The following is a 26313-nucleotide window of genomic DNA, read 5'->3' as shown; positions in this document are numbered from 1 at the left end:
CTTTAGTTTTAAGAAACAAGCTTTTATGAAATACTACACTTTACTATTCATTGTTTTTTTAGCTTTTTTTTCATGTCAATCCAAAGAGGATTCTACTGAAATAGACCCTGATGCTATTCCTGAACTGGTTATTGTTGATAGTTTGGTCATAGATCGGCTGACACTGCCTAATTTATTGGATGTTAAACCCGACCATTCTGAATTTTTATTTTATGATTGGAAGACTTCCGAATTCTTAATAATAAGCAAATCAGGTGAAATTTTGATAACAGCTGATTTGGCTAAAGATGGAAAAAACAGCATGGATGCAGGCTATTTTTTAGCAGCCAAATTTGGAGTTGATGATGAAGTTTTGGTTCATACTGTTTCTGGGATTTATACCTATGATTCAGAATTTAACTTGAAGAATAAGAAAAAAAATGACTTTGAGTTATCTACAAGGACAATCGGTGGGAGCAAAGCTTTTGAAACTATTGGTAATTATTTGTTTACTTTTTCAGTAGAGGAAATGGATAGACAAACCCTTATGGAAGCTGATTATTACAGCATAGCCTACCCTTTTATTACCATCCGTGATATGGATGATTTTGTAATAATTAACCGGGATACAATCCCAGAGGAAAGTAAAATGGCTAAGGATCCTGGATTCTATATGTCTATGGAACCGACAGTCAAATTGCATGAAGGAAAGCTATTTATGCTATACCCGTATTCACCAGAGATTTATGTGTATGATATTCCAAGTTTGAAACTTATTGATTCCTGGTCTTTGACACTGGGGGAAAATTTCAAAGAGGCTGAGCCCTCTGAAACGAAGGATCCTACTGCATATATCTCTATTATGAAGGCTAGTCCTTATGTTGATTTTGTTTTCTCCAATGACTATATGCTGGCTGCATATAAGAATGGAATTCCAACGGATGAGCTAGCTAAAATCACAATGGAAAACATTGGAAGTGAAGAAAGCGGGGCGATAATCAGAAAATTTCGTTTCAATAATAATTATCAGGTATACAAAGGGAGGAAGTTATTGTGGGAAGGTGATTGGGGAGTAAGATTATCAAGTTTTAGAGATTTGATTTTTGCATCTTACAAACCTGGAGAAGACCCCAATGCAGTCGAAAAAGATGTTCAGACACTTTATTTTTATGAGTTGAAATGATTGTTTTTATGAAAACTAAAAGGATTTCACAAATCCTAAAATCCACATTTTCCTTATCTCAAACCCTGGCTTGGGTGATTTTGGCATTTGCTTGTACCGGACAAAAGGAAGAGGATGAATTAACATCTGAAAATCAAATCCCAGAGTTGGTTCTGGTTGACAGCCTCGTGATAGATCGGCTAGTTCAACCTTATCTGATTGATGTAAAAGATGATGGTTCAGAGTATTTGTTTTATGATTTTCAGACAGATGAACTCCTGAGGGTTGGTTCCAAAGGAGAAATTTTGAAAGTAGCCAATAGAACTGGAGATGGGAAGGATAGCTATAAATCGAGATATTTTACGACGGCTGATTATTTCGGAGATGATAAAATCTTAATTATTACTAATCCATCTTCATTCGTTTATGATCTCGATTTTAATTTGATAGAGGAGAAGAAAATAGACTTTGGTTTAGTGACCAGAAGAATTGGAGGAAGTAATGCCGCGGAAGTTTATAAGGATTATTTATATACTTTTTCAGCTGAATTGGAAAGTATGGAAGATTTATACAAATCTGAAAATTTCAGTGTAGGCTATCCATTTATTACTCTTAGAAATCTGGAAACTTATGAAGTGATAGCATCTGATTCTATTCCTGAATCAAGCCAAATGGCTATCACTCCCGGGAAATATATTGCTTTGGACCCTTTGATTAGGTTCGAAGGTGATAAAATGTATGCTTTGTTTCCAAATTCTCCTGAGCTATATATATATGATTTACCGGGTCTATCTCTAAATCAATATTTGTCTCTGGATCCAGGGGATAATTACAAACAGATTCAGCCTATGACTGAGGAAAGAAATTTTGATGGTTTTTTTAAAGCACTGGCAAGTTCTCAATATGTTGATTTTACATTTTCCAATGGATATTTATTGACCCAATACGAAGGTGCAGCGCCACAAGATGAGGTTGATGCATTGCCAAAAAATATCGTAGGCGGAGAGGAATTTAATTCCTTGGAGAAAAAGTATAAGGACAAAAAGTATTATCAAATATTCAAAAAAGATCAAAAACTTTGGGAGGGGGACTGGCCCATCAAATTGGAGTCGAAGAAAGAACTTTTGTATTCGGTAAATGCGAAGATGGGAGAAGATCCGGACGCCATCGAAAGAGATGTCCAGACCTTCTATTTTTATGAGTTAAGGTAACCTTTAAAATTTTACCTTATAAGTCGCTGAAGCATACCATGGAAAGAAATTGGGAGTGCCAACTAATCCAAGGGCCATTCCGTTTCGTATTTTTGGATTCTTGGTTTTCCATTCTGCTTCCAATTCTATTTTTAATAATAATCTATTTCTTGTAAATCGCATCAAATTAGGGTCTCCTTGACCGGTATAATTCAGATCCAGCAGAAATGAGTCTTTACCAAATTGATAGCTTGGTCCCATGCCCAGAGACAAGTTGAAGCCCGACCTGTGTTGGATTAAATCATACTTTAGTAGAGAACTTAGAAAAATACCTCTGGAATAATCTTCATTCTTATCTGGGTATCCCTCTGGATATTTAAAGGTTTGACCAACTGAATGATAAAATGAGATTCCTGGGACAAATGAGAATCTTTTACCTAAAGAGATATCGTATTCAGCATCCAAATTGAATCCCCATAGATCTACATTTGAATCAACTGTTCCTCCCAGCCCCAAAGAGAATTTAGGTTTGTCTGTTTCTTGTCCAAAGGCAAAAATACCTGCTGACAAAAAAGAAATAACTGCAATAAAAAAGAATTTAGCTTTCATAAGTTTTGGTTTTAAAATATGAAAGCAAGAAAATCCAAGAAGTTTATAAAAAGAAATAGGGTTTAGTTTTCTTAACGTATTTCTAAATTATTTGAGGTTTTTTAAGTGGTTAACTATCAGTAAATTAAAATTTATATCAAATTCAATAGTGAATTGCAGCTTATCTATGATTCCTTGTTTTTGTTAGAAAAACTCAATTAATTAAACTGGAAAACTCCCTTACACACTTTGAATTACGGCTTATTTCTATTCTTTTTCCTCAACTTCCTGTTACAGAGCCCTAGTCAGGAAATTAGAATAATACACACAGTAGATAGAAAGCTTCCCATTGATTCAATGGGATTGACTTTGATCCATGAGCATATGTTGGTAGATTTTATTGGAGCTGACTCAGTTTTATTGAATCGATATAATCGTGAATCCGTCGTCGATAAAGTCCTTCCATATCTGCTTGAAGTGAAGCAATTTGGGGTAAAGACCATATTCGACTGTACTCCATCTTATTTAGCAAAAGATCCCATATTGCTGAAGGAATTAAGTGAGAAATCAGGGATTCAATTTGTAACCAATACAGGATTTTACGGTGCCGTGGGAGGGAAATATTTACCGGATTTTGTATTTGAAGAAAGTGAAAAGGAATTGGCGAAGAGGTGGATTTCAGAATTTCATAAGGGGATAGAGGGAACAGGAATCAAACCGGGATTTATTAAGATTTCTGTCAATGAAGAAGAACCCTTGAGAGATGTAGATGCTAAATTGGTGAAGGCCGCAGGAATCACGCATCTGCAAACAGGGCTTCAAATTGTCTCACATACCGGAAGCTGGAATACAGCCCGTCAGGAAGTTGAGATTTTGGAAGAAATGGGAGTCAGGCCATCCGCCTTTGTTTGGGTGCATGCTCAGGCAGAACAAAACTTTCAGAACTATCAAATCGCCGCCGCAAAAGGTGTTTGGATTAGTTTAGATGGGATTGGATGGGGCACTGATGAGTATGTGGAGAGGCTTCAATTTGCAAAGGAAAATGGAATTTTAGATCATATTTTGATTTCACATGATGCTGGTTGGTACGATCCAGGGAAGCCAGATGGTGGAAATTTACAACCTTTCACTAGCATTTTTAAAAAGTTAATGCCAGCATTAAGTGAGGTGGGATGGACACAAAAAGAATGGAATTTACTTTTAATAGAAAACCCAAAAAAGGCATTTGGAATTGGGGAAACGAATCCAAATTAAAATTTCAATTGTCTTTTCTTCGCTTCATTTCTGATATCCTCATAGGCATTTGATCAATGGTGCCAAAGAGTTCCTTATTCGTCAATAATTCTATTTTAGTAAGCTTAACTCCACCGTCCAATCCGATTAAATGAATTTCAAATTCGGAGGAGGGTTTCCTTCTTTTTAGTCCTTCAAATTCGATGACTTCCAAATTGCCATTTTCCGTCATCCCTTGTTTGACCTTTCCCTTGATGGATTGATAGATTACTATTTTGCGATCATGTAATCCTTTCTCATCTTTTTTCAGTTCTTTAATTTGATTGAGGAGGGTAGAGTTGGAAGAATCAGTTGAATAAATCACTAAGACTCTATCCTTCCATCGATGTGAAGAAAGACTCTGAGCATTACTTGGGGAAATGATCATGTATAAAAAAGCGATAAAGAAAAGTCTGAGATTGACCATATCAACCTAACTAACCCAAAGAGATTTGGTTTAAAAAAGATTGATTTTATCCACAAAAAGGTGGGATCCATTGCTGGATTTATTGGCTTCCCAATTTTTTGGTAAGGCTAGATGAAATTTTATTCAATTTGGATTCGGACTTTGATTGATTGGATTCAGGAGAAAGGTCTGAAATGGACATTAAGGCTTTTTGATACCAATCGTTCCAAGTATTTATAATATCCATTTCCTCCTCCTTGGAACTTCCACTTTTGATTTCCTTCAGGCTTAATTGGTATTCAGTTTCCAATCGCTGTTTTGCATCTTCCAAGATAGTTTTAGCCATCAGCTTTGATGTTTTTTTATCCCCATTCAATAAAGTATAAGCACTTGCCAAGGCAGCTGTTCCTACATTTTTCATGGTCTCCTGAGATACTTTGTCCAAGCGGTCCTGATCCGTGTGGTAAAACTGGTCCGTAAAATGCCAAAGTAATAATCCCGGAATATCTGCTTGAAGAAATGGGGTATGATCTGACCCACCTTCAAAAGGATTGGTTTTAACAGTCCAATTGGCATAGCTTCCTTGAGCTTCAAAAACATTTAAAATGAAATCATTGAAGTAATGAGGTTTCATATCTTCTTTTTTCAGAGGACGGCCACCCCATTCGGAATGCTGATCCTTTCCTCTGGTCCAAATGGTACTAGGATCCGGCATCTTTTCAATTAAGAAAGTACCACCAGTTACATCGGTTTTTTCTCCTACCATGTCCAAAGAGATGCCCCAAAGGATTTCTGGTTCTCTTTTTTCTTCTTCCTGAATATATCTTCTGGTAGATATGATTTCATCTCCCCAAAGGAATGTCAATGTTCTATCCAAATTCAATTTGTTTTCCTGAGTCAATTGAGCAGTGATTTTGGCCATCTCCAATTGGGTTCCCACTCCAGTTGCATTGTCATTGGCACCAGGCTCCTGGATATGGGCAGAAAAGACTAGGCTTTCCAAAGGTTTTTCCGAACCCAAAACATTTGCTACGACAGTCAATTCCTCTGATTCGTAAATCTTGGTTTCAATAGCGACTTGAACTTCTACTTTCCCTTTGTCCAAAGCTGCTTTCAATTTCTCTTTTGCCTGAAAGGATAGTGCCAATGCCCATGCGGGAGAATCTGCTTCATATCTCAAGCCTCGAAATTGAATGGAAGTGGTGTTTTTCTCAGGCTGTAAGTAAGAAGGCATGTCATAAGTCAATGCTCCCAAAGCACCTTTTTCTTTGATAGCTGGCTGGAGGATTCGATAGCTCAGGCTATCAGAAAAAAGGATCTTTCCCTTCAGATCTTTGGTTTCTAAAGCTTCTTTGTTTGGGATATAAACGATTTCCGCCAGAACACCACTTTTTGGCGTAGAGCTAGAATAGGTGTAGATCATGTTTCGATTACTCACTGAATTGAGTAAATCCGTATTGTCCCCTACGATTTTCAAGCTGGCAGAAACAGGCTCCCAAGTAGGGCGGTTCATTTCTCTTTTTTCGATTCGATAGGTTAGTTTGCTTTCTACACCTGCATTTTCTTCCAAAACATATCCGTCTTCATCCAAATGTTCTGTAATCCAATCCACTGAATTATTGAATCCCGTATTTCCTGCAATTCTCCAATATTGCTCTACAAAAGCAACTGTTTCATAAGCCAAATCTCCTTTGAACTCCTGTCTGATCATTTTGAAATAGGGATCCACTTCCTTTAAAATGGGGGCTTTTTGGGCCAGAACTACTTGAGAAATAAAAATGAATGCGAATAGAGGAACGAATCTATGATACATGGCAAAGCCTGGTTTTTGTTTTGGGAGCTCTAAATACCTATAACTTCTTTGAAAATGGAAGCCGTTTGAAAAATTAACTTTGGGCCCCACTTGGTTCAAGCTATCTGGTTCAATGTCCAAAGCATGATTTCAAAAACTGGTGAATTTTCCAATTTTTCAATTTTCTAATCTTTCAATTTCTTAGAACCAAACATTATTCTGTAAAATTTAGCAGAACACTTCGTCAATTTGTCTAGCCTGCTTACCTTTGCGCATGGCAGAACAAATCCTCATCCTAGATTTTGGCTCTCAGTATACACAACTTATCGCCCGACGAGTTAGAGAGCTGAATGTTTACTGTGAAATTCATCCTTATAATAAGGTTCCAGAGATTACCGACGACATCAAAGGTGTAATCCTTTCAGGATCTCCTTGTAGTGTCCGCGAAGCGGATGCTCCTGACTTGGATCTGGATGCATTGCGCGGAAAGCTACCTCTTCTTGGGGTATGCTACGGGTCTCAATTATTAGCTCATAAATATGGGGGAGAGGTTCTTCCTTCCACCATCCGTGAATACGGAAGAGCGAACTTGGATCATATTGACTTGCATCATGACTTGTTAAAAGAGATGACTCATGGTTCCCAAGTTTGGATGTCTCATGGTGATACCATCAAAAAATTGCCAGCTGGCTTTGAAATTATTGCAAGTACTTCTTCAGTTGAAGTGGCAGCATTCAAAGTTGAAGGTGAAAAGACATATGGAATTCAATTCCACCCAGAAGTAACTCACTCTACGGAAGGGAAGAATTTGTTGAGAAACTTCGTAGTTGGAATTTGTGGATGTTCTCAGGATTGGACTTCTGATGTATTCATCGATTCCACCGTAGCTGATTTGAAAGAGAAAATCGGTGCTGATAAAGTAGTGATGGGACTTTCTGGAGGTGTTGATTCCTCTGTAGCAGCTACTTTGATCCACAGAGCGATTGGAGATCAGTTGACTTGCGTTTTCGTTGACAATGGTTTGTTGCGAAAAAATGAATTCGAAGAAGTTTTGGATTCCTACAAGCACATGGGATTGAATGTGATTGGTGTGGATGCCAAGGACAGATTTTATAAAGCGCTAGAAGGATTGACTGATCCTGAAGCTAAAAGAAAAGCAATCGGACGAGTTTTTATCGAAGTTTTTGACGACGAAGCTCATAAAATTGAAGGGGTAAAATGGCTAGGACAAGGAACTATCTATCCTGATGTGATTGAATCTGTTTCTGTAAAAGGTCCTTCTGCAACTATCAAATCTCACCATAACGTAGGTGGGTTGCCTGATTTCATGAAGCTCTCTGTTGTGGAGCCATTGAATACCTTGTTCAAAGACGAGGTAAGGGAAGTGGGTAGAGCTTTAGAAATCGTAGAAACGATTATCGGAAGACATCCTTTCCCTGGACCTGGATTGGGTATCCGAATTTTGGGAGATATCACTGCTGAGAAAGTTAAAACTTTGCAAGAGGTAGATTATATTTTCATCAAGGGATTGAAAGACCATGGTTTATATGACCAAGTATGGCAGGCAGGAGCAATGCTTCTTCCTATCCAATCTGTAGGTGTGATGGGAGATGAAAGAACTTATGAAAAAGTTGTCGCTTTGAGAGCTGTTGGATCTGTAGATGGAATGACTGCTGACTGGATCCACCTGCCGTATGAGTTTCTTGGGAAAATCTCCAACGAAATCATCAACCGTGTAAAAGGTGTTAACAGAGTAGTATATGATATTTCTTCCAAGCCACCTGCAACGATTGAATGGGAATAATTGGATTTACAATTTGTTATTCAAAATTTGAAATTGGGCCCAAAGAGAAATCTTTGGGTCTTCTTTTTTGGAGTATTTTGGCCTAAACTTTGGGTTTGAAAATAATGGCGTAAATTTGCCTCACTTGTCAGACGCATACCCTCGATTCATGAGAAAATTATTCCTTTTGCTTCCAGTATTTTTGATTTGTCTAGAAGCATGGTCCCAGTCCGTTCCAGAGGGCTATCAGCGGGCTCAAGTCCTATTGAATTCCCGGAGTTATTGGGACGCATTAAACTCTTTCAAAGAATTTACAAGTGTAGAAAAATATGGCAACCTGGCCAATTACGCTTCATTTCATGCTGGGGAGGCTGCCATTGGTGCCAATCAACCTGCACAAGCTATTGAGTTTCTTCAGCCTTTAGTTTCTAGAAATTGGAAAGGTAGTCAGGATGCCGAGTACCTTTTAGCAACAGCATATTTTCAAAATAATCAAGCCTTAGAGGCTCTTAGAGCAATTGCTAAAATCGAAGATCCTGCCTTGCAGGAAAAAGCTCAGGATCTTTCTTTCGAATATTTGAGTAAATCAAGCCCTAATTTTTTGATAAGTAATCTCAAAGAATTTGAAAATCAATCAGCATATAAGGCTGCGTTGGGCACTGTCCTGAAAAGCAAAACTGTTTTGTCCTCTGAGGAAAAGGCTTTGTATTATGAAATGCAGGGAATTGGAGCAAACGCTTCATCAGGTCAATTAAAAGACGATGTGTTGGACATTGTAGTGATCCTTCCATTTACTGATACTGGAAATGGTCAGATTTCTCCATCATCATTTACTTACGAGTTGTTCCAAGGGATTCGCTTTGCGGTCAATAAAATGAAGAGGGAGGGTGCAAATGTCAATCTTTCAACATTTGATTCTCAAAGGGATATGAATCATTTGAGAAGTGTTTTGCAGGAACCGGCAGTTGCGAAAGCTGATGTGATTCTAGGTCCTATTTATCCGGATGAGTCTGACTTAGTGAGTGCATTTGCAGAAAATGCAAAGATTCCATTTGTGCATCCACTTTCGAATTTGGGTGAGCGTTTTGTTGGAAAGCAATACAGCTATTTGTTTAGACCTTCCGCTCAAAACTTGGTAGAAGGAATCATCAAAAACCTGAAAGGTAAAGCTTGGGGAAATCGAGTTGCCATTGGATATAGTGGAAGCTCAAGAGATGAAAAAATGGCAGCATTGCTAAATGAAAGACTTACTCAGGAAGGTTTTCAAATAGTAGATAGCCAAAGATTAGATCCTCGAAATGCAGCCACATTTTTGACAGATTTGGGAGTAAGACCTGGTAAAGACAGTGTCAATTTGGATGTTGATCAGGTTATATTTCTTACAGATGATCCTTCAATAGCTCAGCCTACTTTGGCTTTAATAGAATCCGTGACTACTATTCTGCCGATTTTGGTAATGGACTCTTGGTTAGGCTTCAATTTTGCGAATTATGAGATGTTGGAATTTCCCAATTTCTATTTCATTTCAAATAACTCGCCTGCATTGGATAAAGAAGCAATGACTTCTTTTAAATCAGAATTTTATGGAAGGAATTTGGCTTTCCCAACCATGAATGCGATTTTGGGTAGGGAGTTAGTTTATTGGGTCTCTGAAAATTTGAAACCTACATTTGGATTTGATTTGAGGCGAAGCTTGGATCAGCAGGTTTTTGAACCTGGAAAACTGACATGGGGCTTTAATTTCCAAAATAGCAATTCCAATCAATATGTACCTGTTTTTACTATTGAAACAGGTGAACTGAAACCACTATTAAATCAATGAACATATCTGAAAGCAAGCGGCTTTTTGCCCATGCCCAAAATTTTATCCCAGGAGGTGTTAATTCACCAGTACGTGCCTTTAGAGCCGTAGGGGGTGAACCTATTTTTATCAAAAGAGCTGATGGAGCATACATCTTTGATGAAGATGACAATCGCTACATCGAGCTGATCAATAGCTGGGGACCAATGATTATTGGCCACAATCACACGTTGATTAGAGAAGCGGTGATTCAAGCTATGGAAAATGGGACTTCATTTGGCGCACCAACAGCTAGAGAGATTGAGATTGCTGAGTTGATTATAAGCATGGTCCCTTCTGTAGAGAAAGTCAGAATGGTGAATTCCGGTACTGAAGCTACCATGTCTGCTATCCGAGTAGCAAGAGGCTATACAGGAAGAGATAAGTTTATCAAAATGGAAGGTCACTACCATGGACATGGTGATTCCTTCTTGATTGCAGCTGGTTCTGGTGCAATTACCATGGGGAATCCTGATTCGCCAGGTGTGACCAAAGGAACTGCAAAAGATACACTTTTGGCACCCTATAACTCTCTGGAAGCAATCGAAGAGTTGGTTGAAGCAAACAAAGGAGAAATTGCAGCTTTGATTTTAGAGCCTGTTCCGGGAAATATGGGATTGGCCTTGCCGAAGCCAGGTTATTTGGAAGGATTGAGGGAAATCTGTTCGCGAGAAGGAATCGTATTGATTTTTGATGAAGTAATGACAGGCTTCAGATTGGCTCCAGGAGGTGCGCAAGAGCTTTTCGGAGTGACTCCTGATATGACTACTCTGGGTAAAATCATTGGGGGTGGTATGCCTGTAGGAGCTTATGGAGGTAAAAAGGAAATTATGGAGCACGTGTCTCCAGCAGGTCCGGTTTATCAAGCTGGAACTCTTTCAGGTAATCCAATAGCTATGGCTGCAGGATTGGCGATGTTGAGACACTTGAACGCTCAAAAATCTGTTTATTCGAAGCTGAATGAGATCGGAAAAAAGGTTTCAGAAGGAATCGAGAACATAAACAAAGAGTTAGGACATAATTATACAGTCAATCATTTGGGAAGTATGTATTGTCTTTTCTTCACAGATCAGCCTGTTTATGATTTTGAATCTGCAAAAAAATCGGATACCGCTTTATTCGGGAAATACTTCCAAGCAATGCTGAAAAGAGGTATTTACCTGGCACCTAGTCAATTTGAAAGTTTGTTCCTTTCTACCGCTTTGAAAGATGAACTAATTGATAAAATACTGGAAGCTCATCGCGAAAGCATGATTGAGATTCATTCCTAAAATTGAGGCCGATTGATTCGGCCTTTTTTTATATCCTCTTCCAAACTAAAGATTGTCCTTTTGTTCAAAATTTGAAGGGCTTTTTAATCTTTTGGCTTATATTCTGACTATTAAGTCAACCACGAACCCTTCAGATTATGAACTCAAAAATTCTGGGAGCAGGACTCTGTCTCTTAGGGAGTAGTTTTTTCGCTCAAGCCCAACAAGTTGATCAGGATTATAATGCCAAGATCAAAGAATATACTACTGATACGCGCTTTCTACCCAGTTCGGTATTGGGAGTTGTTGAGCACCCTACGATTCCTTCACCTTCCAAGCATTTTGGACAGATAATCGGAACTCCGGGTGTCATGCACAATACTACTTCGATTTATGGGTATTATCAGGCTTTGGCAGATGCGTCTCCCAATTTGAATTTGAAGCAAGTCGGGACTACCGAGGAAGGAAGACCAATCTATATGGTTGTGATCGGAAGTGATGAAAGTATGGAGGATTTGGATACCTATCGGGAGTATTTGGCTCAATTGGCAGATCCAAGAAAGATTGATTCAGAAAAAGCTGAAGAAATTTTCGGGAAAGCTAAACCTGTTTACTACCTGAATGGTGGCCTGCACTCTACTGAAATGGGTTCTCCAGAAATGTTGATGGAATTAGCTTATCGACTCGTAACCAGTGAGGGTAAAAGCATCAAAAAAATATTGGATAATGTAATCGTATTGATCAATCCAGTATCAGAACCTGATGGCAGAGACAAAGTGGTTGATTGGTATTATCGCTATAGCAAAGCAAGAACTGAATGGGATGATGGTTTCCCTAGGTCTGCGCCTTATTGGGGAACATATGTTTACCATGACAATAACCGAGATGGCTTGCAGGTTTCTCAAGAATTAACGAAGGCGATTTTCAACATTTTCTACGAATGGCATCCGACAGTGATGTTGGATCTACATGAGTCTGTGCCTTTGCTTTATATATCGACAGGGACAGGCCCATATAATGAGCAAGTAGATCCTGTGACTATAGGAGAGTGGCAAATTATGGCCAATCATGATATCACCACTCTGGCGGCTCAGGGAATGCCCGGAGCCTTTACATGGGCTTTTTACGATGGCTGGTGGCCTGGATATGGGATTTGGGTAGCAAATAACCATAACTCAAACGGACGCTTCTATGAGACCTTCGGGAATGCTGGCGCAAATACCTATTTGAGAGATCTTTCCAATGCGAGGTATGCAGGTGATCCTGCGACCACAAGAGAATGGTACCGTCCTGATCCACCTTCTGAAAAAGTCTATTGGTCCGCTAGAAATAATGTGAATTACATGCAGGCTGGAGTTTTGGCTTCTTTGAGCTATGCTGCTCAAAATGGAGAACAATTGTTGAGAAACTTCTATCAAAAAGGGGTGAATTCCATCAGAAAAGGAAGCACTGAAGGACCTAGAGCTTATGTGATTCCAGCAGAGCAAAGAGATCCAGCCATGGCTGCTTATTTGGTGAATCAATTGAGAGCTCAGGCGATTGAAGTTCATGAAGATGGTGAAGGAGCCTTTTATGTATTATTGGATCAACCTTACCGAAACTTGGCTGTGACATTACTTTCTGAACAGAAGTATCCTAAAGATGCCAAATTCCCTCCGTACGATGATATTGCTTGGACTTTGAGCTATCTCTATGGAGTTGATGTGGAAACAAAGGACTCTATAGATTTTGATAGAAATAGCTTGTCTTTAGTTGATTCGGATGCTTCTTATGACGGTAAAGTTGATGGGAGCGGTTCCAATTATTACATTTCCTACAAGGCCCAGAATACAGTTTTACCAGCTTTGTATTGGTTAAAAGAGCAAGATTCTGATCTAGAAATCAATGTATTGGAATCAGGGTTGAAAACCGGATCCGATAGCCTGTCTTCAGGGTCTATTTGGATCAAGGGGATTTCTTCTTCTCAAGCGAAAGAGTTGGGAGAGAAGTTTGAGTTGGATATTACCAGAGCTTCTCAGGCTCCAAATAGTTCAGAAGTCCATGCTGTAGACCTTCCTAAAATTGCGATTTACCATACTTGGTTCAATACCCAAGATGAAGGTTGGTCCAGATACACCTTTGAGCAACGTGGAATTCCATATACCTCAATTGATAAAGATGACCTGAAAGCAGGAGATTTGAAATCCAAGTTTGATGTGATTTTGGTTCCAAGAAGTAGGGGAGATGTCTCCACTTTTATCCATGGAGTTGATAGTAGATTTGGACCCATGCCATATACCAAAACTGATGAGTTTCCTTCTCATGGGTATCCAGATTCTACGGATGATATGACTGGAGGTCCAGGCTTTTTGGGCATTGATAATTTGAAGAAGTTTGTGGAAGCTGGAGGTTTGGTGATTACCCTGGATAATTCTACTAGAATGGTTGCCGAAACAGGAATTACTAGAGATTTAGATCCTCATAACGCTGGAGGGCTTTTCCATCCAGGATCTGTTGTTACTGTAAAAGCTAAAGATTCTAGCAGTCCATTATTGTATGGCTATCCTGAGGTTTTCTCCATTTTTAGAGGAAATGGTCCATTGTACGGAGTCGATTTGGCAAAAAGAGATATGATGGTTCTTCAGTATGGCACGAAGCCCTTGAAAGATGAAGAGCCTTATACAGGAGAAATCATGGGGATGGAAAATCCTGAAAAGGATTTCAAAAAAGAAAGTGAAGGAAAGCCTATTCCTTATGTGAGATCTGGAATGGTGAGAAATGAGCAAACGATTATTGGTCAAGGAGGGATTTTCAATGTTCCAGTAGGGAAAGGTAGAATTGTTGCCTTTACCTTTGATCCGCTTCATCGCTATTTGAATCATCATGATGCTCCTTTAGTGTGGAATGCCATCATCAACTGGAATCATTTGGGAGATTAATATTGGTAGATGGAAGATACCCGAAGGTTTTGAAATCTCGGGTATCTTTACATTCACATTGAATCTTGAAATCATTTAATCTAAACGAAAACCATGTCAGTTAAAGTTTACGGAATCAAAAACTGTAATACCATGAAAAAGGCATTCACTTTTTTGGAAGAAAAAGGAGTAGCCTATGATTTTATCGATTATAAAAAACAGAAACCTACCGAGGATTTATTGGAAGGGTTTTTAGAGAAAGTTTCTTTGGAGCAGTTGGTTAATAAAAAGGGGACGACCTACAGAAAGATGGATGATTCTCAAAAAGCTGCATTGGAATCCCAAAAATCAGCTTTATCTATTTTGGTAGAAAACTCCAGTATGATCAAAAGACCGGTGATTGTTTACGGTGATGGAAGTATCACGCTGGGTTTTGATGAGGAAGCAATCGAAAGCCACCTTTCTTAAAAAACAATCGTATCAGTAGGCAATTTGGGAAGAAGGTAATTTCCTTTTTCCAAATGAAAGCTAAACTCTTTGGAGTTGCTATTTTCAGCTGCTGGAGTATCAAATGCAAAGACCTTTTCTAAACTCGGGTGATCTTGAAGTGATTCCAATAGCTCCAATGTCACTTGAGTTTTATTTAAATAGAGGTTCTTCAGGTTTTCATTTTTTTGAAGCTTTTCCAATCCACTTCCTGAAATATCCGTCTCGTTTAATTTCAATACAGTCAAGTTGGGAAAGCCAGCAATCTGATCTAGACTTTGATCAGAAATTTGAGTTCTAGATAAGTCCAAAAATGCCAATTGATCTTTTACTGAATTTAATTTTTGCCAATCAGAATCTGAAAAAGAAGGTAAGTTGATGCAGGAAATCATGATCCAGTTTGATTCCTCAGAAACTGGCTCGGCAAAGAACCCCTCATCTTTCATTGAATTCAGGTCGTCTTCTGAAACTGGATTCACAGAGGCGGTTGGATAGAATGGAATTTCTTCACGTTTGAAAAAGGGTTCCAACAATTCAGCCTCAATATTTGCATCTCCCAATTTGGATTCAGTGTTTCCTCCCAAGGCAATCCATCTCTGGATCAACTCAATCTCCTCTTTGTGCATTTGACGTTTTTCCTTTGGAGGCATATGATCTTCATCTTCTTTGGGAAGTACCAACCTTGAAAAAAGCGGACTGTCGTCTGGACTTCCACTGGTTAGAATGAAACCATCTTCGCCTCCTTCCAGTAGGGAATTGTAACTAGATAGGTCTAATTCGCCTTTTTTGTTTCTGGTATTATGGCAACTTGCACAGTTTTGATTGAGAATGGGTTGAACTACCTCTTCGAAATAGGCCAACTCCTCCCATCCATTTTCAGGAATTTCTAAGCCCTTTTTTTCAGATGTATCGTAGCCTAAGAAGTTTTGCATTCCTGCGGGCAAAGGCTCAATTAGATAGGTTTCTCCATGGGTGATATTCCCTCCCAAGTGACCTGTAAATAGGAGTAAAGCAAACAATATCCCCGCCTTCAACTTAAACTTAGGTGGAATTACATTTGATTTATTGATTTCATAAAAGAGCCAAAAAGAAAATAGAGCAGTACCACTTCCAAAATAGAAATGAAACTGAACCGAATCCCAGCTGAATCCTTCGTATTGATACTGGAGGAAACCAGAAATGGAAGAAAGCACAGCCGAAATAGCTCCAAGTAAAAAGGCTAGGCGAATGGAATCTAGGTGCTTGTTGTCTCCTTTTTTACTCAAGAAAACTAAGATGATCCCAAATGCTAAAAAGCCAATAGGAAGGTGAACTAGGATGGGATGAAACCTTCCAAAAAGAGGAAAAATAAACTCAATCATTTAGATGCTTTTTGATCAAATTCATAATGTAAACATTCGCTTCCCATTGGTCAGCAATCGGAACGTTGGAGAACGGAACGGTTGGTAAATATGGGGGAGGACCAAATTCGGTAGTGATAGTAAAAGTATCTTCAGGATAATTTTGGATGATTTCCTTCCAAATCTCCATATGAACTTCTACAGCATGCTTCCATTCCGGTGCTGCAGGGTTATTGACTTGTGGGCCTTCTGCAAATCCAACTCTAGAATGAATGTGATCTATATGAGGCAAAACCTTTTTTAAGAATGGGTCTTCTTTTTGGATCAGTTTCTCATGAACTACCATCCAATGACTGATATCCAGATTCAATCTCAAAGCAGGAAATGCATCTATCATTTCCAAGGTTGCTGGAAGTGTATTGGAAAATCTACCTCTGTGGGTTTCATGGATTAATGGAATACCTGCTTCTTGCGCTATTTTTTGTCCAGCTTTAATGAAAGCAAGATTTTGCTCCAAGGTCCAGAAATCACTTCCTGTATGACTATTTACTTTGACTGGATTCCAGGATAAGATATATCTTAAACCCTCCTCATAGGCTTTTAAGGACTCTTCAAAAGGCAAGCCTTTGTTCGTTCCATGAAGGAAGAGGACTTTCAAATCATACTTTTCAAGACCTTCTTTTAGCTTTTGTTTGGCTTCGTCGGACCTAGGCATCCAGACTTCGATACCATCGTATCCGTCTGCTTTGGTTTTGGCTAAAAAGTCATCGATTGGAAGTTCATTCCCCCAATCTGTTTGGAAGAAGAGAATTTGTTTTTGGGCAATTGAATTGAATGAAATCGAAATAAAAGCAATTGCTAGTAGCAATCTGGAAAATGGGTGCATGTATTAAGCGATAATTTTTCTAATTAATTCTCCTTCCACATCTGTTAGTCTGAAAGGTCGACCTTGGAAGTCATACGTGAACTGTTCGTGATCAAAGCCCATCAAATGAAGTATGGTGGCATGGATGTCATGAACAGAAACGCGTTCATCAATTCCTGAAAAGCCAAAGTCATCTGTGATTCCATAAGAAGCGCCTTTTTTCACACCTCCTCCGGCCATCCACATGGTAAAGGCATCTCCGTGATGATCTCTTCCCAAGAAACTTTGTTGTTTTCCTTCCCGATTTTCCTGCATTGGAGTTCTTCCAAACTCACCTCCCCAAACTACAAGAGTGTCTTCTAACAAGCCTCTTTGTTTGAGATCCAAAAGTAAGGCAGTCATAGGACGATCGATTTCACGGCACTTATTTCTAAGCCCCATGTCAATCGAACCATCATGATCTGTTCCATGAGAATCCCAACCCCAATCATAAAGTTGAACAACTCTTACGCCTTTCTCCACCAATTTTCGGGCAAGAAGGCAATTGTTTGCAAAGGATTCTTTTCCAGGCTGAGTTCCATACAGCTCATGAATGTATTCAGGTTCATCATTGATGTCCATTACTTCGGGTACCTCAATCTGCATTCTATAAGCCATTTCATATTGATTGATTCTGGCTAGGATTTCTGGATCCCCATATTGGTTGAATTCTTCCTTATTGACATCATTGATAGCCGAGATCAGATTTTTCTTCATATCTCGGGACATGCCATCAGGATCTTGGAGATACAACACAGGATCTCCTTTGGATCTACATTGGACACCTTGGTAAACGGAAGGAAGAAATCCACTTCCCCAAACACTTTTTCCAGCATCCGGAGTTTTACCTCCAGAAGTCAAAACAACAAATCCTGGTAGGTTTTGATTTTCAGTACCCAATCCATATGTTACCCAACTTCCCAAACTTGGACGTCCCAACCTTGGGCTTCCCGTTTGCATAAATAGCTGAGCGGGTCCATGGTTGAATTGATCAGTATGAACAGCTTTTAGGAATGCCACATCATCAATGACCTGAGAGAAATGGGGTAAAAAGTCAGAAACCCAAGCACCAGATTCACCTTTTTGAGTGAAGTTTGCCTGTGGACCCAATAGATTAGGAACTCCTCTGATAAAGGCAAAAGTCCTTCCTTCCAAAAGGGACTCTGGACAAGGTTGATTATGGTATTTTGCCAATTCTGGCTTGTAGTCAAATAATTCTAACTGGGACGGTGCCCCTGCCATATGTAAATAAATGATGGACTTGGCTTTTCCTCTGAAAGGAGGTGGAAGTGGAGCTAGGGGATTCAAGTCTCTTTGGCTTAACTCCAATCCTTTAGGTTTGGATTCCAATCCACAGCCGAACATCAGAGGGGCTAAGGCCAGTCCTCCCATTTTGCTGACACAATCCATTAGAAAATGCCTTCTGGTTTTCTTTTCTAGCTGTTGCTGGGAAAGCTCTTGAATTAATTTATCTAAATGCTTCATGTCAAGGTTTAGTTAGGAATTCATCCAAGTTCAAAAGTGCATTGGCCACCACAGACATGGATGCCAATTCAGGGGTTATTTGCTCAAAATTGGCAGTCATAAACTCCTGAAGGGATTTTGGATTCTGCTCAAATTCTTTCAAGGATACCAAATACAATTCATCCAATGCTTTGAGTTTTTCTTTCGAAATTGGTGTTAGCATCAGTTTTTGATAGCCATTCGAGATTCCCTTTTGAGGGTCTGAATCAGAATCCAACATCCACTTACCCAATTGGGCTGCGGCTTCTAAGTAAACTGGATCGTTTAAGGTTACTAGCGCTTGGAGAGGGGTATTGGTAACAATTCTATTACTCAGGCAAACCTCCCTACTTCCAGCATCAAAAGAAATAAAAGAAGGATAAGGGCTGGTCCTTTTCAAGAAAGTATAAATGCCTCGTCGATATCGATCTTCACCATTTGATTCATTCCAGGATTCTCCATTGTAAACTGTTTGCCAGATTCCTTCCGGTTGAGGTGGCTTGACTCCAGGGCCGTACATTTTATGGCTAAGCAATCCAGAAACAGCCAAAGCCTGATCTCTGATTTGTTCAGCACTTAATCTTATTCTTGGGCCTCTAGCATACCACTTATTTTGAGGATCCTGAGAATACAATTCTGGAGAAACTGATGAGTTTTGCTTGTAGGTTTCAGAAGTGACGATAGATTTAATGAGCTTTTTGAGACTCCATTCATAATCGTTCATCGTGGTCCAAGCCAAATAGTTTAAAAGCTCTGGATGTGAAGGAGTATCCGATTGGGTTCCCATATCTTCAACAGAACTCACAATTCCTCGACCGAATAGTTGTGCCCAGATTCTGTTGACAAGCGTTCTGGAAGTCAAAGGGTTTTCCTTAGAGGTCAGCCAGTATGCAAAGCCTAACCTGTTTCTTGGCCATTGGGGATTCCATTCATTGAATTCAGAAGGTGTGTCAGGATCTACTTTATCGCCTAACATTAACCAATTTCCTCTCTCGAAGATTTTGGTTTCACGTTTCATGTATTCTGGGTTTTCAATTAAAATAGGAAGCTTCGTTCCATTGAATTTGAGAATGGATTCCCAAGAATCTTTTACTTCAGCAAATCCAGCTTCGGATTTCCCTGGAAGACTTGGGATAAAGGCAAACCATACTAATGCCGAAGTATTTTGTTGGGGTTTGGCACTAGGACTTACCGCTGATATATATAGGTCGTTTTTCCCTTGGATTTTTTTGATAGGAAAGGAATGAATCTCATCCCCTCTAGTCTGGTTCAAAGTGAATTGAGTTAATACTTCTCCATCAGGTCCCCCGATTCTGATGGTTATTCGTGTTCCATTCAAGCCACTTCGGTAGTTGAGCAGCATTTGGTCTGAACCTTGAGTATCTATATTTCTAAAATAGGCTGAACCCCCATTCCACAGCCCCAACCATTTAGTGTCAATAAGTTCAGCTTTATTAAAGTCTGTGGCAATATGGGATTCATATTTAGGCTCATAAAAAGTGAGAAAATCTGCCCTTTTCTTAGCTGCTTCTTTGGAATCATTTTGTTCTACCCAATTGACTACTTTACCTAAATTAATTTGATCCTTAACATTATAGAATCTCAATTTGGGTTCTTCATCATGAGTATCTTCATCTCGGGTGTTGTTGAAAAAAGCCATGGATTCATAAAACTCCTCATGTCGGATGGGATCATAGGGATGGCTATGGCATTGGACACAGGCCATGGTCGTACTTTGCCAAACTTCATAAGTGGTATTTACCCGATCCAAAACTGCGGCAACCCGAAACTCTTCATCCTGTGTTCCACCTTCGTCATTATTCATGGTGTTTCGGTGGAAAGCAGTGGCGGTGAGTTGTTCTTGAGTTGGATTTGGAAGAAGATCTCCAGCTAATTGCTCGATAGTAAATTCATCAAAAGGCTTGTCCTTGTTTAGAGATTGGATCACATAATCACGATAAGGCCAAACGGTTCTTGAAACATCCCGCTCATAACCTTTGGTATCAGCGTATCTTGCCAAATCCAGCCACCAACTCGCCCAATTTTCACCGTAGCTCGGCTGGTTAAGTAAGTAGTCAACTGCTTGTTCATAATTGATTTTTCCACCTTGATATAAGTTCAACAATGAATCAGTAGGAGGTAAGCCGGTTATATCTAAGGATACTCTTCTTAAAAGTTTATTCGGATCTTCTTGTGGAGAAAATGTTAGACCTTGTTCTTCTAATTTTTCTGCAACAAAAAAATCAATCGGATTGGAAGGGGAATTGGAATCACTTGAACCAATCCCAGCTGATTGGATTTGATTTGCTTCAGCTGGTTTCTGAACTGACTCGTATGCCCAGTGTTTCCCCCAATTTGCACCTTCAATGATCCAGTCTTTTAATAATTGAATCTCCTCTTTTGCAAGAGCAGGTTTGCCATATGGCATTCTTAATTCTGGATCAGGATCTGATAATCGCTTGATTAATTCACTGTTATTAGCGTCTCCGGGAATAATGGATGGATGTCCTGATTCTGTAATAGCGAGAGCTTCGTCCTCAAATAATACACTAAATCCGCCACTTTTCTTCACTCCTCCATGGCATGCTATACAATGCTTGTTAAGGATAGGTTTGATTTCCGTACTGAAGTCTACTTTCTTTTTTGGAGCAAAAAAATATGCAGCCAAAATCCCCAAAATAACCAGGGAAGTAATTACACTATATAGTTTAACTTTTGTCATGAGTCTATTGCGAACTCGAAAAATAGGTAAAATGACCTAAAATTCGAAAGGTATTTTCAACAAAAAACCCGAAAGGTGTCTTTCGGGTCTTTAAGTTACTTAAAAAGAATAATTTGGTAAATTTTCCAGAATATCCTTTGTCATTTCATCTAATCCAAAGTCTGGTTTCCATCCCCAATCAGTTCTTGCGCAACTGTCGTCAACACTATCTGGCCAACTATCTGCAATGCTTTGTCTGAAATCAGGATTGTATTCGATTTCAAAATTTGGATAATATTTTAATATGCTTTCGTAGATATCTTTTGGAGTAAAGCTCATGCCTGCCAAGTTGTAGCTGGATCTTATTTTTACCGATTCTGAAGGAGCATGCATCAAATCCAAAGTTGCTTTGATGGCATCCGGCATATACATCATAGGAAGAGAGCTATCTTCTCTCAAGAAACAGCTGAATTTTTCTCCAGCTAATACTTTATGATAAATATCTACCGCGTAATCTGTGGTGCCTCCGCCTGGTAAAGATTTGTATCCAATCAAACCTGGGTATCTTAAGGAGCGTACATCGACTCCATATTTTTGGAAATAATACTCACACCATCTTTCACCAGCTTGCTTAGAAATCCCATAAACGGTGTTGGGTTCTTTTACACAATACTGAGGAGTATTGATTTTAGGAGTGTTTGGACCGAAAACAGCAATGGAAGAAGGCCAATAAACTTTCTCCATTTTGAATTCTCTAGCCATTTCTAAGACAAACAATAAGCTGTCCATATTCAAGTTCCACGCAAAAAGCGGTTTTTGCTCACCGGTTGCTGAAAGGACTGCAGCCAAATGATAAACTTGCTTTACATTTTCTTTTTGGATCAGTTCTTTGGCTTTTGCCTGATCCATGATATCCAATACTTCGAATTGGCAATAGTCGAATTTTGACCTGGCTGACTCATTTAAGTCCGTGGCAATCACCCTGTCACCGCCATAAATGTCACTTAATGATTTTGTTAATTCAGAACCCAATTGACCGGCAGCGCCGATTACAAGAATTTTTTCCATTGATGGGAGATTAAATTGCCCGATTTCCTTCCGAGGCTTTTTGTTTATATTTGGATTTGCTTGCGCAAAAGTATAAAAAATTAGAGGGTCGAAAAGAATTTTTGACCAAAGGAAAACCGAAAATTATTAGTTAATACTTCTCAACATGTACGATCAGATCAAACCCAAATTGGAAGCGGAAATCCAATCTATCAAGGACGCGGGTCTTTTTAAAAATGAAAGAGTCATCACTTCTCCTCAGGCGGCAGAGATTACAATAACTGGCGGAAAGAAAGTTTTGAACTTTTGTGCCAATAATTATTTGGGACTTTCATCTCACCCTAAAGTAATCGATGCGGCAAAAGCTGCGATTGATTCCCATGGTTTTGGAATGTCTTCTGTGAGGTTTATTTGTGGAACTCAGGATATTCATAAAGAATTGGAGAAGAAGATTTCCGAATTTTTGGGAACAGAGGATACCATTCTTTATGCCGCTGCTTTTGATGCCAATGGTGGTGTATTTGAACCTATTTTGGGTCCTGAAGACGCTATTATTTCTGATGCATTGAATCATGCATCCATTATTGACGGTGTCAGACTTTGTAAAGCAATGAGATTCCGTTACCAGCATAATGATATGGAGGATTTGGAAGCTCAATTGAAGGATGCTGTCGAAAAAGGAGCCAAGCAAAAGATCATCGTTACTGACGGAGTTTTTTCCATGGACGGTACCATTGCCCAGTTGGATAAGATTGTAGCTCTAGCTGAGAAATATGAAGCGTTGGTAATGTCCGATGAGTGTCATTCTACAGGCTTTATGGGTAAAACAGGGCGAGGAGTTCATGAGCATTGTAATGTCATGGGCAAAATGGATATTATTACTGGTACTTTGGGGAAAGCTTTGGGTGGAGCATCTGGAGGCTTTACTTCAGGTAGAAAAGAAATTATCGAATTGCTTCGTCAAAGATCCAGGCCTTATTTGTTCTCCAATACTTTGGCGCCATCAATAACCGGAGCATCTATTGCTGTTTTTGATTTGTTGACTGAGACCACTGAGTTGAGAGATAAATTGGAGGTCAATACTCAATACTTCCGTGAGAAAATGACGGCTGCAGGTTTTGATATCAAGCCGGGTACACATCCGATTGTTCCAGTGATGTTATATGATGCAGTTCTTTCTCAACAAATGGCTGAGAAACTTTTGGAAAAAGGAATCTATGTGATTGGTTTCTATTACCCTGTGGTACCAAAGGGACAGGCTAGAATCCGTGTTCAGATTTCTGCAGGGCATGAAAGAGAGCATTTGGATCAGGCTATTCAAGCCTTTACGCAGGTTGGAAAAGAATTGGGAGTGATCAAATAATCCTCTCTCTTTATAAATGACAAAAGCCAGAGTTCAATATTGAATTCTGGCTTTTGTTTTATACCTGAAAGAAATTTACCTGACTGTCACGTGGTAGCAGCTCTGCTTTCTTTCTTTGATAAAGAAGATTTTATTTTCAGCTTCAAATTCCTTTAAGATTTTCTCAAGCTTTTTTTGATTCTTTCGGCTCCAATTCTTTTTACCATTGAATCGGATGTATGAAATGTCAAAAGACACTCCATAGGAATGAGAACTAACCCCGTTAGTTGCATTTGTATTTCTTTTTCTTAGGCTCTTTTGTTGTTCTGGAGTTCTGGTAACTGAGGTGAGTGTGATATAGCTTTTGGAGTCTGTTAGACTTTGAAAAGCGATTCCGATTTCTTCCAAAACCGTCTTTGAGTAGGGAGTGATGTAAGGTTGGCTATGCGTTAAAGGCATTACTTCGTATCCAGTTCCTTTATCAATAAGAACTAATTTCCCGTCTTTGACCAAACTATTGTAATGATCTTCACTTTCAATCAGCCCGAAGCCATTGTATTCTGCCGCGAATAAATGCTTGTCATATTCTTTAGTGATTAGCTCTTTGGGAACGGGAGGTGTAATTCTTGGCTCTGGAACTTCTATTTCAATCGTTTGAATTATTTCTGCTCGAATAGTTTCCTCATCTGGTTCTACCAATGAAGAATAAGTGTCTTTCAATTGCTTTTTGATTTCAGGCATATAAGCTTGGGTAGCCCAGGCTCCTGCCGAAAAAAGAATCAATAAAATGGCAATTTGAATTCTATTTGGTTTTTTCATTGTTAAGAGTGGGGGTGATTTGTCAGGGGTACTGATAATCTTAACGCTGTGATAGCAAAGATTAATCCACTTTGCTACTAGTTTTTTAATACTTGAAGGGTGATTCTGTTAAATAAGATAGATAATTGAACTTGGCTAATTTTTACAAATTAGGCTAGGTAATTAGTCTTATCGGGATAAAAAAAATACAGATGGTCGAGCTTTAATTTGAGTGTTTCACCTAATAAAATAAGTGATTTTTATGAAGACTTACTTGTCATAGCTGCCAGTTTCTTCTTTTTCTTTTGCTGGTAATCTTCCAGATTCTCAAATCTCGCATCCACATCATGACTGTTTAAGTAATCATTCAATGTTTCGCGAACTTCTTGGAAAGACATGTTGTGCAGGATCTTTCCATTCTTAGCCATGGAAATCTGACCAGTTTCCTCAGAAACAATTAAAATAATAGAGTCAGTGGCTTCTGACATTCCTATCCCAGCTCGGTGTCTTAATCCAAATTGGGCAGGAACTTCTCTTTCTGTGACTGGAAGAATACATCTTGCAGCCTTGATTTTGCCATTGTGAATGATCACCGCACCATCATGAAGCGGACTGTATTTGTTAAAAATAGATACAAGGAGTCTTTTTGATAATTCTGCATCCAATATATCCCCACTTTCAGCATAGAATTTAAGTTCGGTACTTCTGGAGATAACCATCAAAGCACCTGTATTAGATCCAGCCAGCGTTTTGGAAGCATCAATTATAGGAGTGATGTTAAAAGATTCATTGTCCTTTTTTCTCCAGAAGAAAAGTACATCTTTCCAGGCATTGTCATCGGACAGCAAAGAAGATCTACCGATCATTAGGAGGAACTTTCGGATCTCTGGTGCGAAAATGATAATAGCTGCAATCACACCGACTCCCATGAATTGACCTAAAATGGATGACAGTAATTCCATTCGAAGTGCTCTCACCAAAAGATACATCAAATAAATGGAGAGGAATCCAAGGAAAATCTTGATTGCAACACTTCCCTTCAAGAGTTTGTAAACCTGGTACAATAGAAATGACACCAACGCAATATCTATCATATTGACGATGGATACATCCAGGAATCCTATTTTAAAAAGTAAGGTCAAGCGTAAAGTTGGTTATATAATTTCAGGGTTTCGTTTGCTTCTTTAACGTCATGTACTCTCAAGATGTTAGCACCTTTTTGAAGTGCCACCATGTTCAGGGCAGTGGTACCAATCAAAGCTTCTGATGGTTCACATTCCAATAGTTTATAAATCATAGATTTTCTGGAAAGACCAGCCAAAATTGGCAGACCTAACGATTTCAAAACATCCAGATTTTTCAAAAGAAAGTAATTCTGATCGAGATTTTTAGAAAAACCAAAACCCGGATCAATAATTACATCTTTGATGCCAAACTTTACTATTACATCCAGTTTTTCAGCGAAATAGTTCAATATTTCAGGAAGAAAATCAAAATACCCCGTTTTTGCCTGCATAGTTTGAGGATTTCCTCTCATATGCATCAAAATGTACGGAACTCCCAGTTCGGCTACTGTTGGTATCAGATCTGAATCCAATTCTCCACCTGAAATGTCATTTACAATATGGGCACCTTCATTTACGGCATCTTTTGCCACTTTAGATCGAAATGTATCCACGGAAATCAAAACTTCCGGAAATGCATGATTGATCCAATGGACAGCTGGTAAAACTCGATCCAATTCTTCCTCTTCACTCACATCTTTTGCCCCTGGTCTACTACTATAACCTCCAATATCCAATATAGAGGCGCCATCATGAATCATTTTTTCTGTTTGAAGGAGAATTGCTTCTTTTTCTGGAAAAACCCTGCTTTGCTCAAAAAATGAATCAGGAGTAGTATTGATTATCCCCATTATTTGCGGCTTTTCCCATTCAATAAGCCTTCCCTTAATTTGAAGTGTATATTTTTGGGGAAATAAATTATCTTCGATCGAGGAAGATGCACTCGCAGCCGACAACATTAAAATTAAA

The 26313-nt window shown here is 39.0% G+C and carries 20 protein-coding genes; 9 read left to right on the top strand and 11 right to left on the bottom strand.

Translation table 11 applies throughout. The features are described 5' to 3' along the window. Positions 1-25 precede the first annotated feature (25 nt). On the top strand, positions 26-1162 hold the full coding sequence (locus tag O0V13_RS04450) for a hypothetical protein (protein WP_268033788.1): 1137 nt from the start codon (positions 26-28) through the stop codon (positions 1160-1162). 8 nt (positions 1163-1170) lie between these two features. Further along, positions 1171-2352 (top strand): hypothetical protein, encoded by a 1182-nt coding sequence (locus O0V13_RS04445; RefSeq protein WP_268033787.1) that lies wholly within the window; start codon positions 1171-1173, stop codon positions 2350-2352. 3 nt (positions 2353-2355) lie between these two features. Here the strand turns inward: O0V13_RS04445 and O0V13_RS04440 are convergent, their stop codons facing one another. Further along, positions 2356-2940, bottom strand: coding sequence for a hypothetical protein (locus O0V13_RS04440; RefSeq protein ID WP_268033786.1), 585 nt, complete (start codon positions 2938-2940; stop codon positions 2356-2358). 336 nt (positions 2941-3276) lie between these two features. On the opposite strand from O0V13_RS04440, the gene O0V13_RS04435 reads away from it, so the two are divergent. After that, the gene (locus O0V13_RS04435; protein WP_268033785.1) at positions 3277-4173 is read left to right on the top strand and encodes a phosphotriesterase family protein; all 897 of its coding nucleotides are present in this window, start codon (positions 3277-3279) and stop codon (positions 4171-4173) included. 4 nt (positions 4174-4177) lie between these two features. On the opposite strand, the gene O0V13_RS04430 is transcribed toward O0V13_RS04435, so the two are convergent. Then, positions 4178-4579, bottom strand: coding sequence for a DUF4174 domain-containing protein (locus O0V13_RS04430; RefSeq protein WP_268033784.1), 402 nt, complete (start codon positions 4577-4579; stop codon positions 4178-4180). Between the two features lie 118 nt (positions 4580-4697). Next, positions 4698-6410, bottom strand: a complete 1713-nt coding sequence (locus O0V13_RS04425) for a M28 family peptidase (protein WP_268033783.1) — start codon at positions 6408-6410, stop codon at positions 4698-4700. A gap of 253 nt (positions 6411-6663) precedes the next feature. On the opposite strand from O0V13_RS04425, the gene guaA reads away from it, so the two are divergent. From guaA to O0V13_RS04400, 5 genes are all read left to right on the top strand, one after another. Then, positions 6664-8193: a glutamine-hydrolyzing GMP synthase gene (guaA, locus tag O0V13_RS04420; RefSeq protein WP_073570495.1), complete on the top strand. Its 1530-nt coding sequence runs from the start codon at positions 6664-6666 to the stop codon at positions 8191-8193. Positions 8194-8341: 148 nt separating this feature from the next. Further along, positions 8342-9994, top strand: coding sequence for an ABC transporter substrate-binding protein (locus tag O0V13_RS04415; protein WP_268033782.1), 1653 nt, complete (start codon positions 8342-8344; stop codon positions 9992-9994). Beyond that, a complete protein-coding gene (gene hemL / locus O0V13_RS04410; protein WP_268033781.1) occupies positions 9991-11283 on the top strand; it encodes a glutamate-1-semialdehyde 2,1-aminomutase in 1293 nt (430 codons plus the stop codon). The genes O0V13_RS04415 and hemL overlap by 4 nt, the downstream gene beginning before the upstream one ends. Before the next feature lie 137 nt (positions 11284-11420). Further along, positions 11421-14180: a M14 family metallopeptidase gene (locus O0V13_RS04405; protein WP_268033780.1), complete on the top strand. Its 2760-nt coding sequence runs from the start codon at positions 11421-11423 to the stop codon at positions 14178-14180. A gap of 93 nt (positions 14181-14273) precedes the next feature. Beyond that, complete coding sequence (locus O0V13_RS04400) at positions 14274-14627, top strand: Spx/MgsR family RNA polymerase-binding regulatory protein (RefSeq protein ID WP_268033779.1); 354 nt, start codon at positions 14274-14276, stop codon at positions 14625-14627. Here O0V13_RS04400 and O0V13_RS04395 read toward each other — a convergent pair. From O0V13_RS04395 to O0V13_RS04375, 5 genes are all read right to left on the bottom strand, one after another. Further along, entirely contained in the window at positions 14624-16006 is a 1383-nt protein-coding gene (locus tag O0V13_RS04395; protein WP_268033778.1) for a c-type cytochrome domain-containing protein, read from the bottom strand. The genes O0V13_RS04400 and O0V13_RS04395 overlap by 4 nt on opposite strands. Then, complete coding sequence (locus O0V13_RS04390; RefSeq protein WP_268033777.1) at positions 15999-16871, bottom strand: sugar phosphate isomerase/epimerase family protein; 873 nt, start codon at positions 16869-16871, stop codon at positions 15999-16001. Before O0V13_RS04390 ends, O0V13_RS04395 begins: the two co-directional genes overlap by 8 nt. A 3-nt stretch (positions 16872-16874) precedes the next feature. Next, positions 16875-18374 (bottom strand): DUF1501 domain-containing protein, encoded by a 1500-nt coding sequence (locus O0V13_RS04385; RefSeq protein ID WP_268033776.1) that lies wholly within the window; start codon positions 18372-18374, stop codon positions 16875-16877. Between the two features lies 1 nt (position 18375). After that, entirely contained in the window at positions 18376-21114 is a 2739-nt protein-coding gene (locus O0V13_RS04380) for a DUF1553 domain-containing protein (protein ID WP_268033775.1), read from the bottom strand. Between the two features lie 99 nt (positions 21115-21213). After that, positions 21214-22161, bottom strand: coding sequence for an NAD-dependent epimerase/dehydratase family protein (locus O0V13_RS04375; RefSeq protein ID WP_268033774.1), 948 nt, complete (start codon positions 22159-22161; stop codon positions 21214-21216). 145 nt (positions 22162-22306) lie between these two features. On the opposite strand from O0V13_RS04375, the gene kbl reads away from it, so the two are divergent. Further along, the gene (kbl, locus tag O0V13_RS04370; protein ID WP_268033773.1) at positions 22307-23503 is read left to right on the top strand and encodes a glycine C-acetyltransferase; all 1197 of its coding nucleotides are present in this window, start codon (positions 22307-22309) and stop codon (positions 23501-23503) included. 75 nt (positions 23504-23578) lie between these two features. Here the strand turns inward: kbl and O0V13_RS04365 are convergent, their stop codons facing one another. The 3 genes from O0V13_RS04365 to folP form a co-directional block, all read right to left on the bottom strand. After that, positions 23579-24301, bottom strand: a complete 723-nt coding sequence (locus O0V13_RS04365) for a DUF5715 family protein (RefSeq protein ID WP_268033772.1) — start codon at positions 24299-24301, stop codon at positions 23579-23581. Positions 24302-24540: 239 nt separating this feature from the next. Continuing rightward, positions 24541-25422, bottom strand: coding sequence for a diadenylate cyclase CdaA (gene cdaA / locus O0V13_RS04360; protein WP_268033771.1), 882 nt, complete (start codon positions 25420-25422; stop codon positions 24541-24543). Continuing rightward, positions 25419-26303: a dihydropteroate synthase gene (gene folP, locus O0V13_RS04355; protein ID WP_268033770.1), complete on the bottom strand. Its 885-nt coding sequence runs from the start codon at positions 26301-26303 to the stop codon at positions 25419-25421. Before folP ends, cdaA begins: the two co-directional genes overlap by 4 nt. Between the last annotated feature and the right edge of the window lie 10 nt (positions 26304-26313).

Origin of the sequence: Algoriphagus sp. PAP.12, from assembly GCF_026652115.1 — a bacterium.
GTDB lineage: Bacteria > Bacteroidota > Bacteroidia > Cytophagales > Cyclobacteriaceae > Algoriphagus.
The sequence above is the reverse complement of the archived record's forward strand: the minus strand, read 5'-3'. Positions and strand labels throughout refer to the sequence as shown.

Bases quoted from the DNA above. Each gene is read 5' to 3' on its own strand.
- O0V13_RS04450 (WP_268033788.1), top strand. From the start codon at position 26: ATGAAATACTACACTTTACTATTCATTGTTTTTTTAGCTTTTTTTTCA.
- O0V13_RS04445 (WP_268033787.1), top strand. From the start codon at position 1,171: ATGAAAACTAAAAGGATTTCACAAATCCTAAAATCCACATTTTCCTTA.
- O0V13_RS04440 (WP_268033786.1), bottom strand. From the start codon at position 2,940: ATGAAAGCTAAATTCTTTTTTATTGCAGTTATTTCTTTTTTGTCAGCA.
- O0V13_RS04435 (WP_268033785.1), top strand. From the start codon at position 3,277: ATGGGATTGACTTTGATCCATGAGCATATGTTGGTAGATTTTATTGGA.
- O0V13_RS04430 (WP_268033784.1), bottom strand. From the start codon at position 4,579: ATGATCATTTCCCCAAGTAATGCTCAGAGTCTTTCTTCACATCGATGG.
- O0V13_RS04425 (WP_268033783.1), bottom strand. From the start codon at position 6,410: ATGTATCATAGATTCGTTCCTCTATTCGCATTCATTTTTATTTCTCAA.
- guaA (WP_073570495.1), top strand. From the start codon at position 6,664: ATGGCAGAACAAATCCTCATCCTAGATTTTGGCTCTCAGTATACACAA.
- O0V13_RS04415 (WP_268033782.1), top strand. From the start codon at position 8,342: ATGAGAAAATTATTCCTTTTGCTTCCAGTATTTTTGATTTGTCTAGAA.
- hemL (WP_268033781.1), top strand. From the start codon at position 9,991: ATGAACATATCTGAAAGCAAGCGGCTTTTTGCCCATGCCCAAAATTTT.
- O0V13_RS04405 (WP_268033780.1), top strand. From the start codon at position 11,421: ATGAACTCAAAAATTCTGGGAGCAGGACTCTGTCTCTTAGGGAGTAGT.
- O0V13_RS04400 (WP_268033779.1), top strand. From the start codon at position 14,274: ATGTCAGTTAAAGTTTACGGAATCAAAAACTGTAATACCATGAAAAAG.
- O0V13_RS04395 (WP_268033778.1), bottom strand. From the start codon at position 16,006: ATGATTGAGTTTATTTTTCCTCTTTTTGGAAGGTTTCATCCCATCCTA.
- O0V13_RS04390 (WP_268033777.1), bottom strand. From the start codon at position 16,871: ATGCACCCATTTTCCAGATTGCTACTAGCAATTGCTTTTATTTCGATT.
- O0V13_RS04385 (WP_268033776.1), bottom strand. From the start codon at position 18,374: ATGAAGCATTTAGATAAATTAATTCAAGAGCTTTCCCAGCAACAGCTA.
- O0V13_RS04380 (WP_268033775.1), bottom strand. From the start codon at position 21,114: ATGACAAAAGTTAAACTATATAGTGTAATTACTTCCCTGGTTATTTTG.
- O0V13_RS04375 (WP_268033774.1), bottom strand. From the start codon at position 22,161: ATGGAAAAAATTCTTGTAATCGGCGCTGCCGGTCAATTGGGTTCTGAA.
- kbl (WP_268033773.1), top strand. From the start codon at position 22,307: ATGTACGATCAGATCAAACCCAAATTGGAAGCGGAAATCCAATCTATC.
- O0V13_RS04365 (WP_268033772.1), bottom strand. From the start codon at position 24,301: ATGAAAAAACCAAATAGAATTCAAATTGCCATTTTATTGATTCTTTTT.
- folP (WP_268033770.1), bottom strand. From the start codon at position 26,303: ATGTTGTCGGCTGCGAGTGCATCTTCCTCGATCGAAGATAATTTATTT.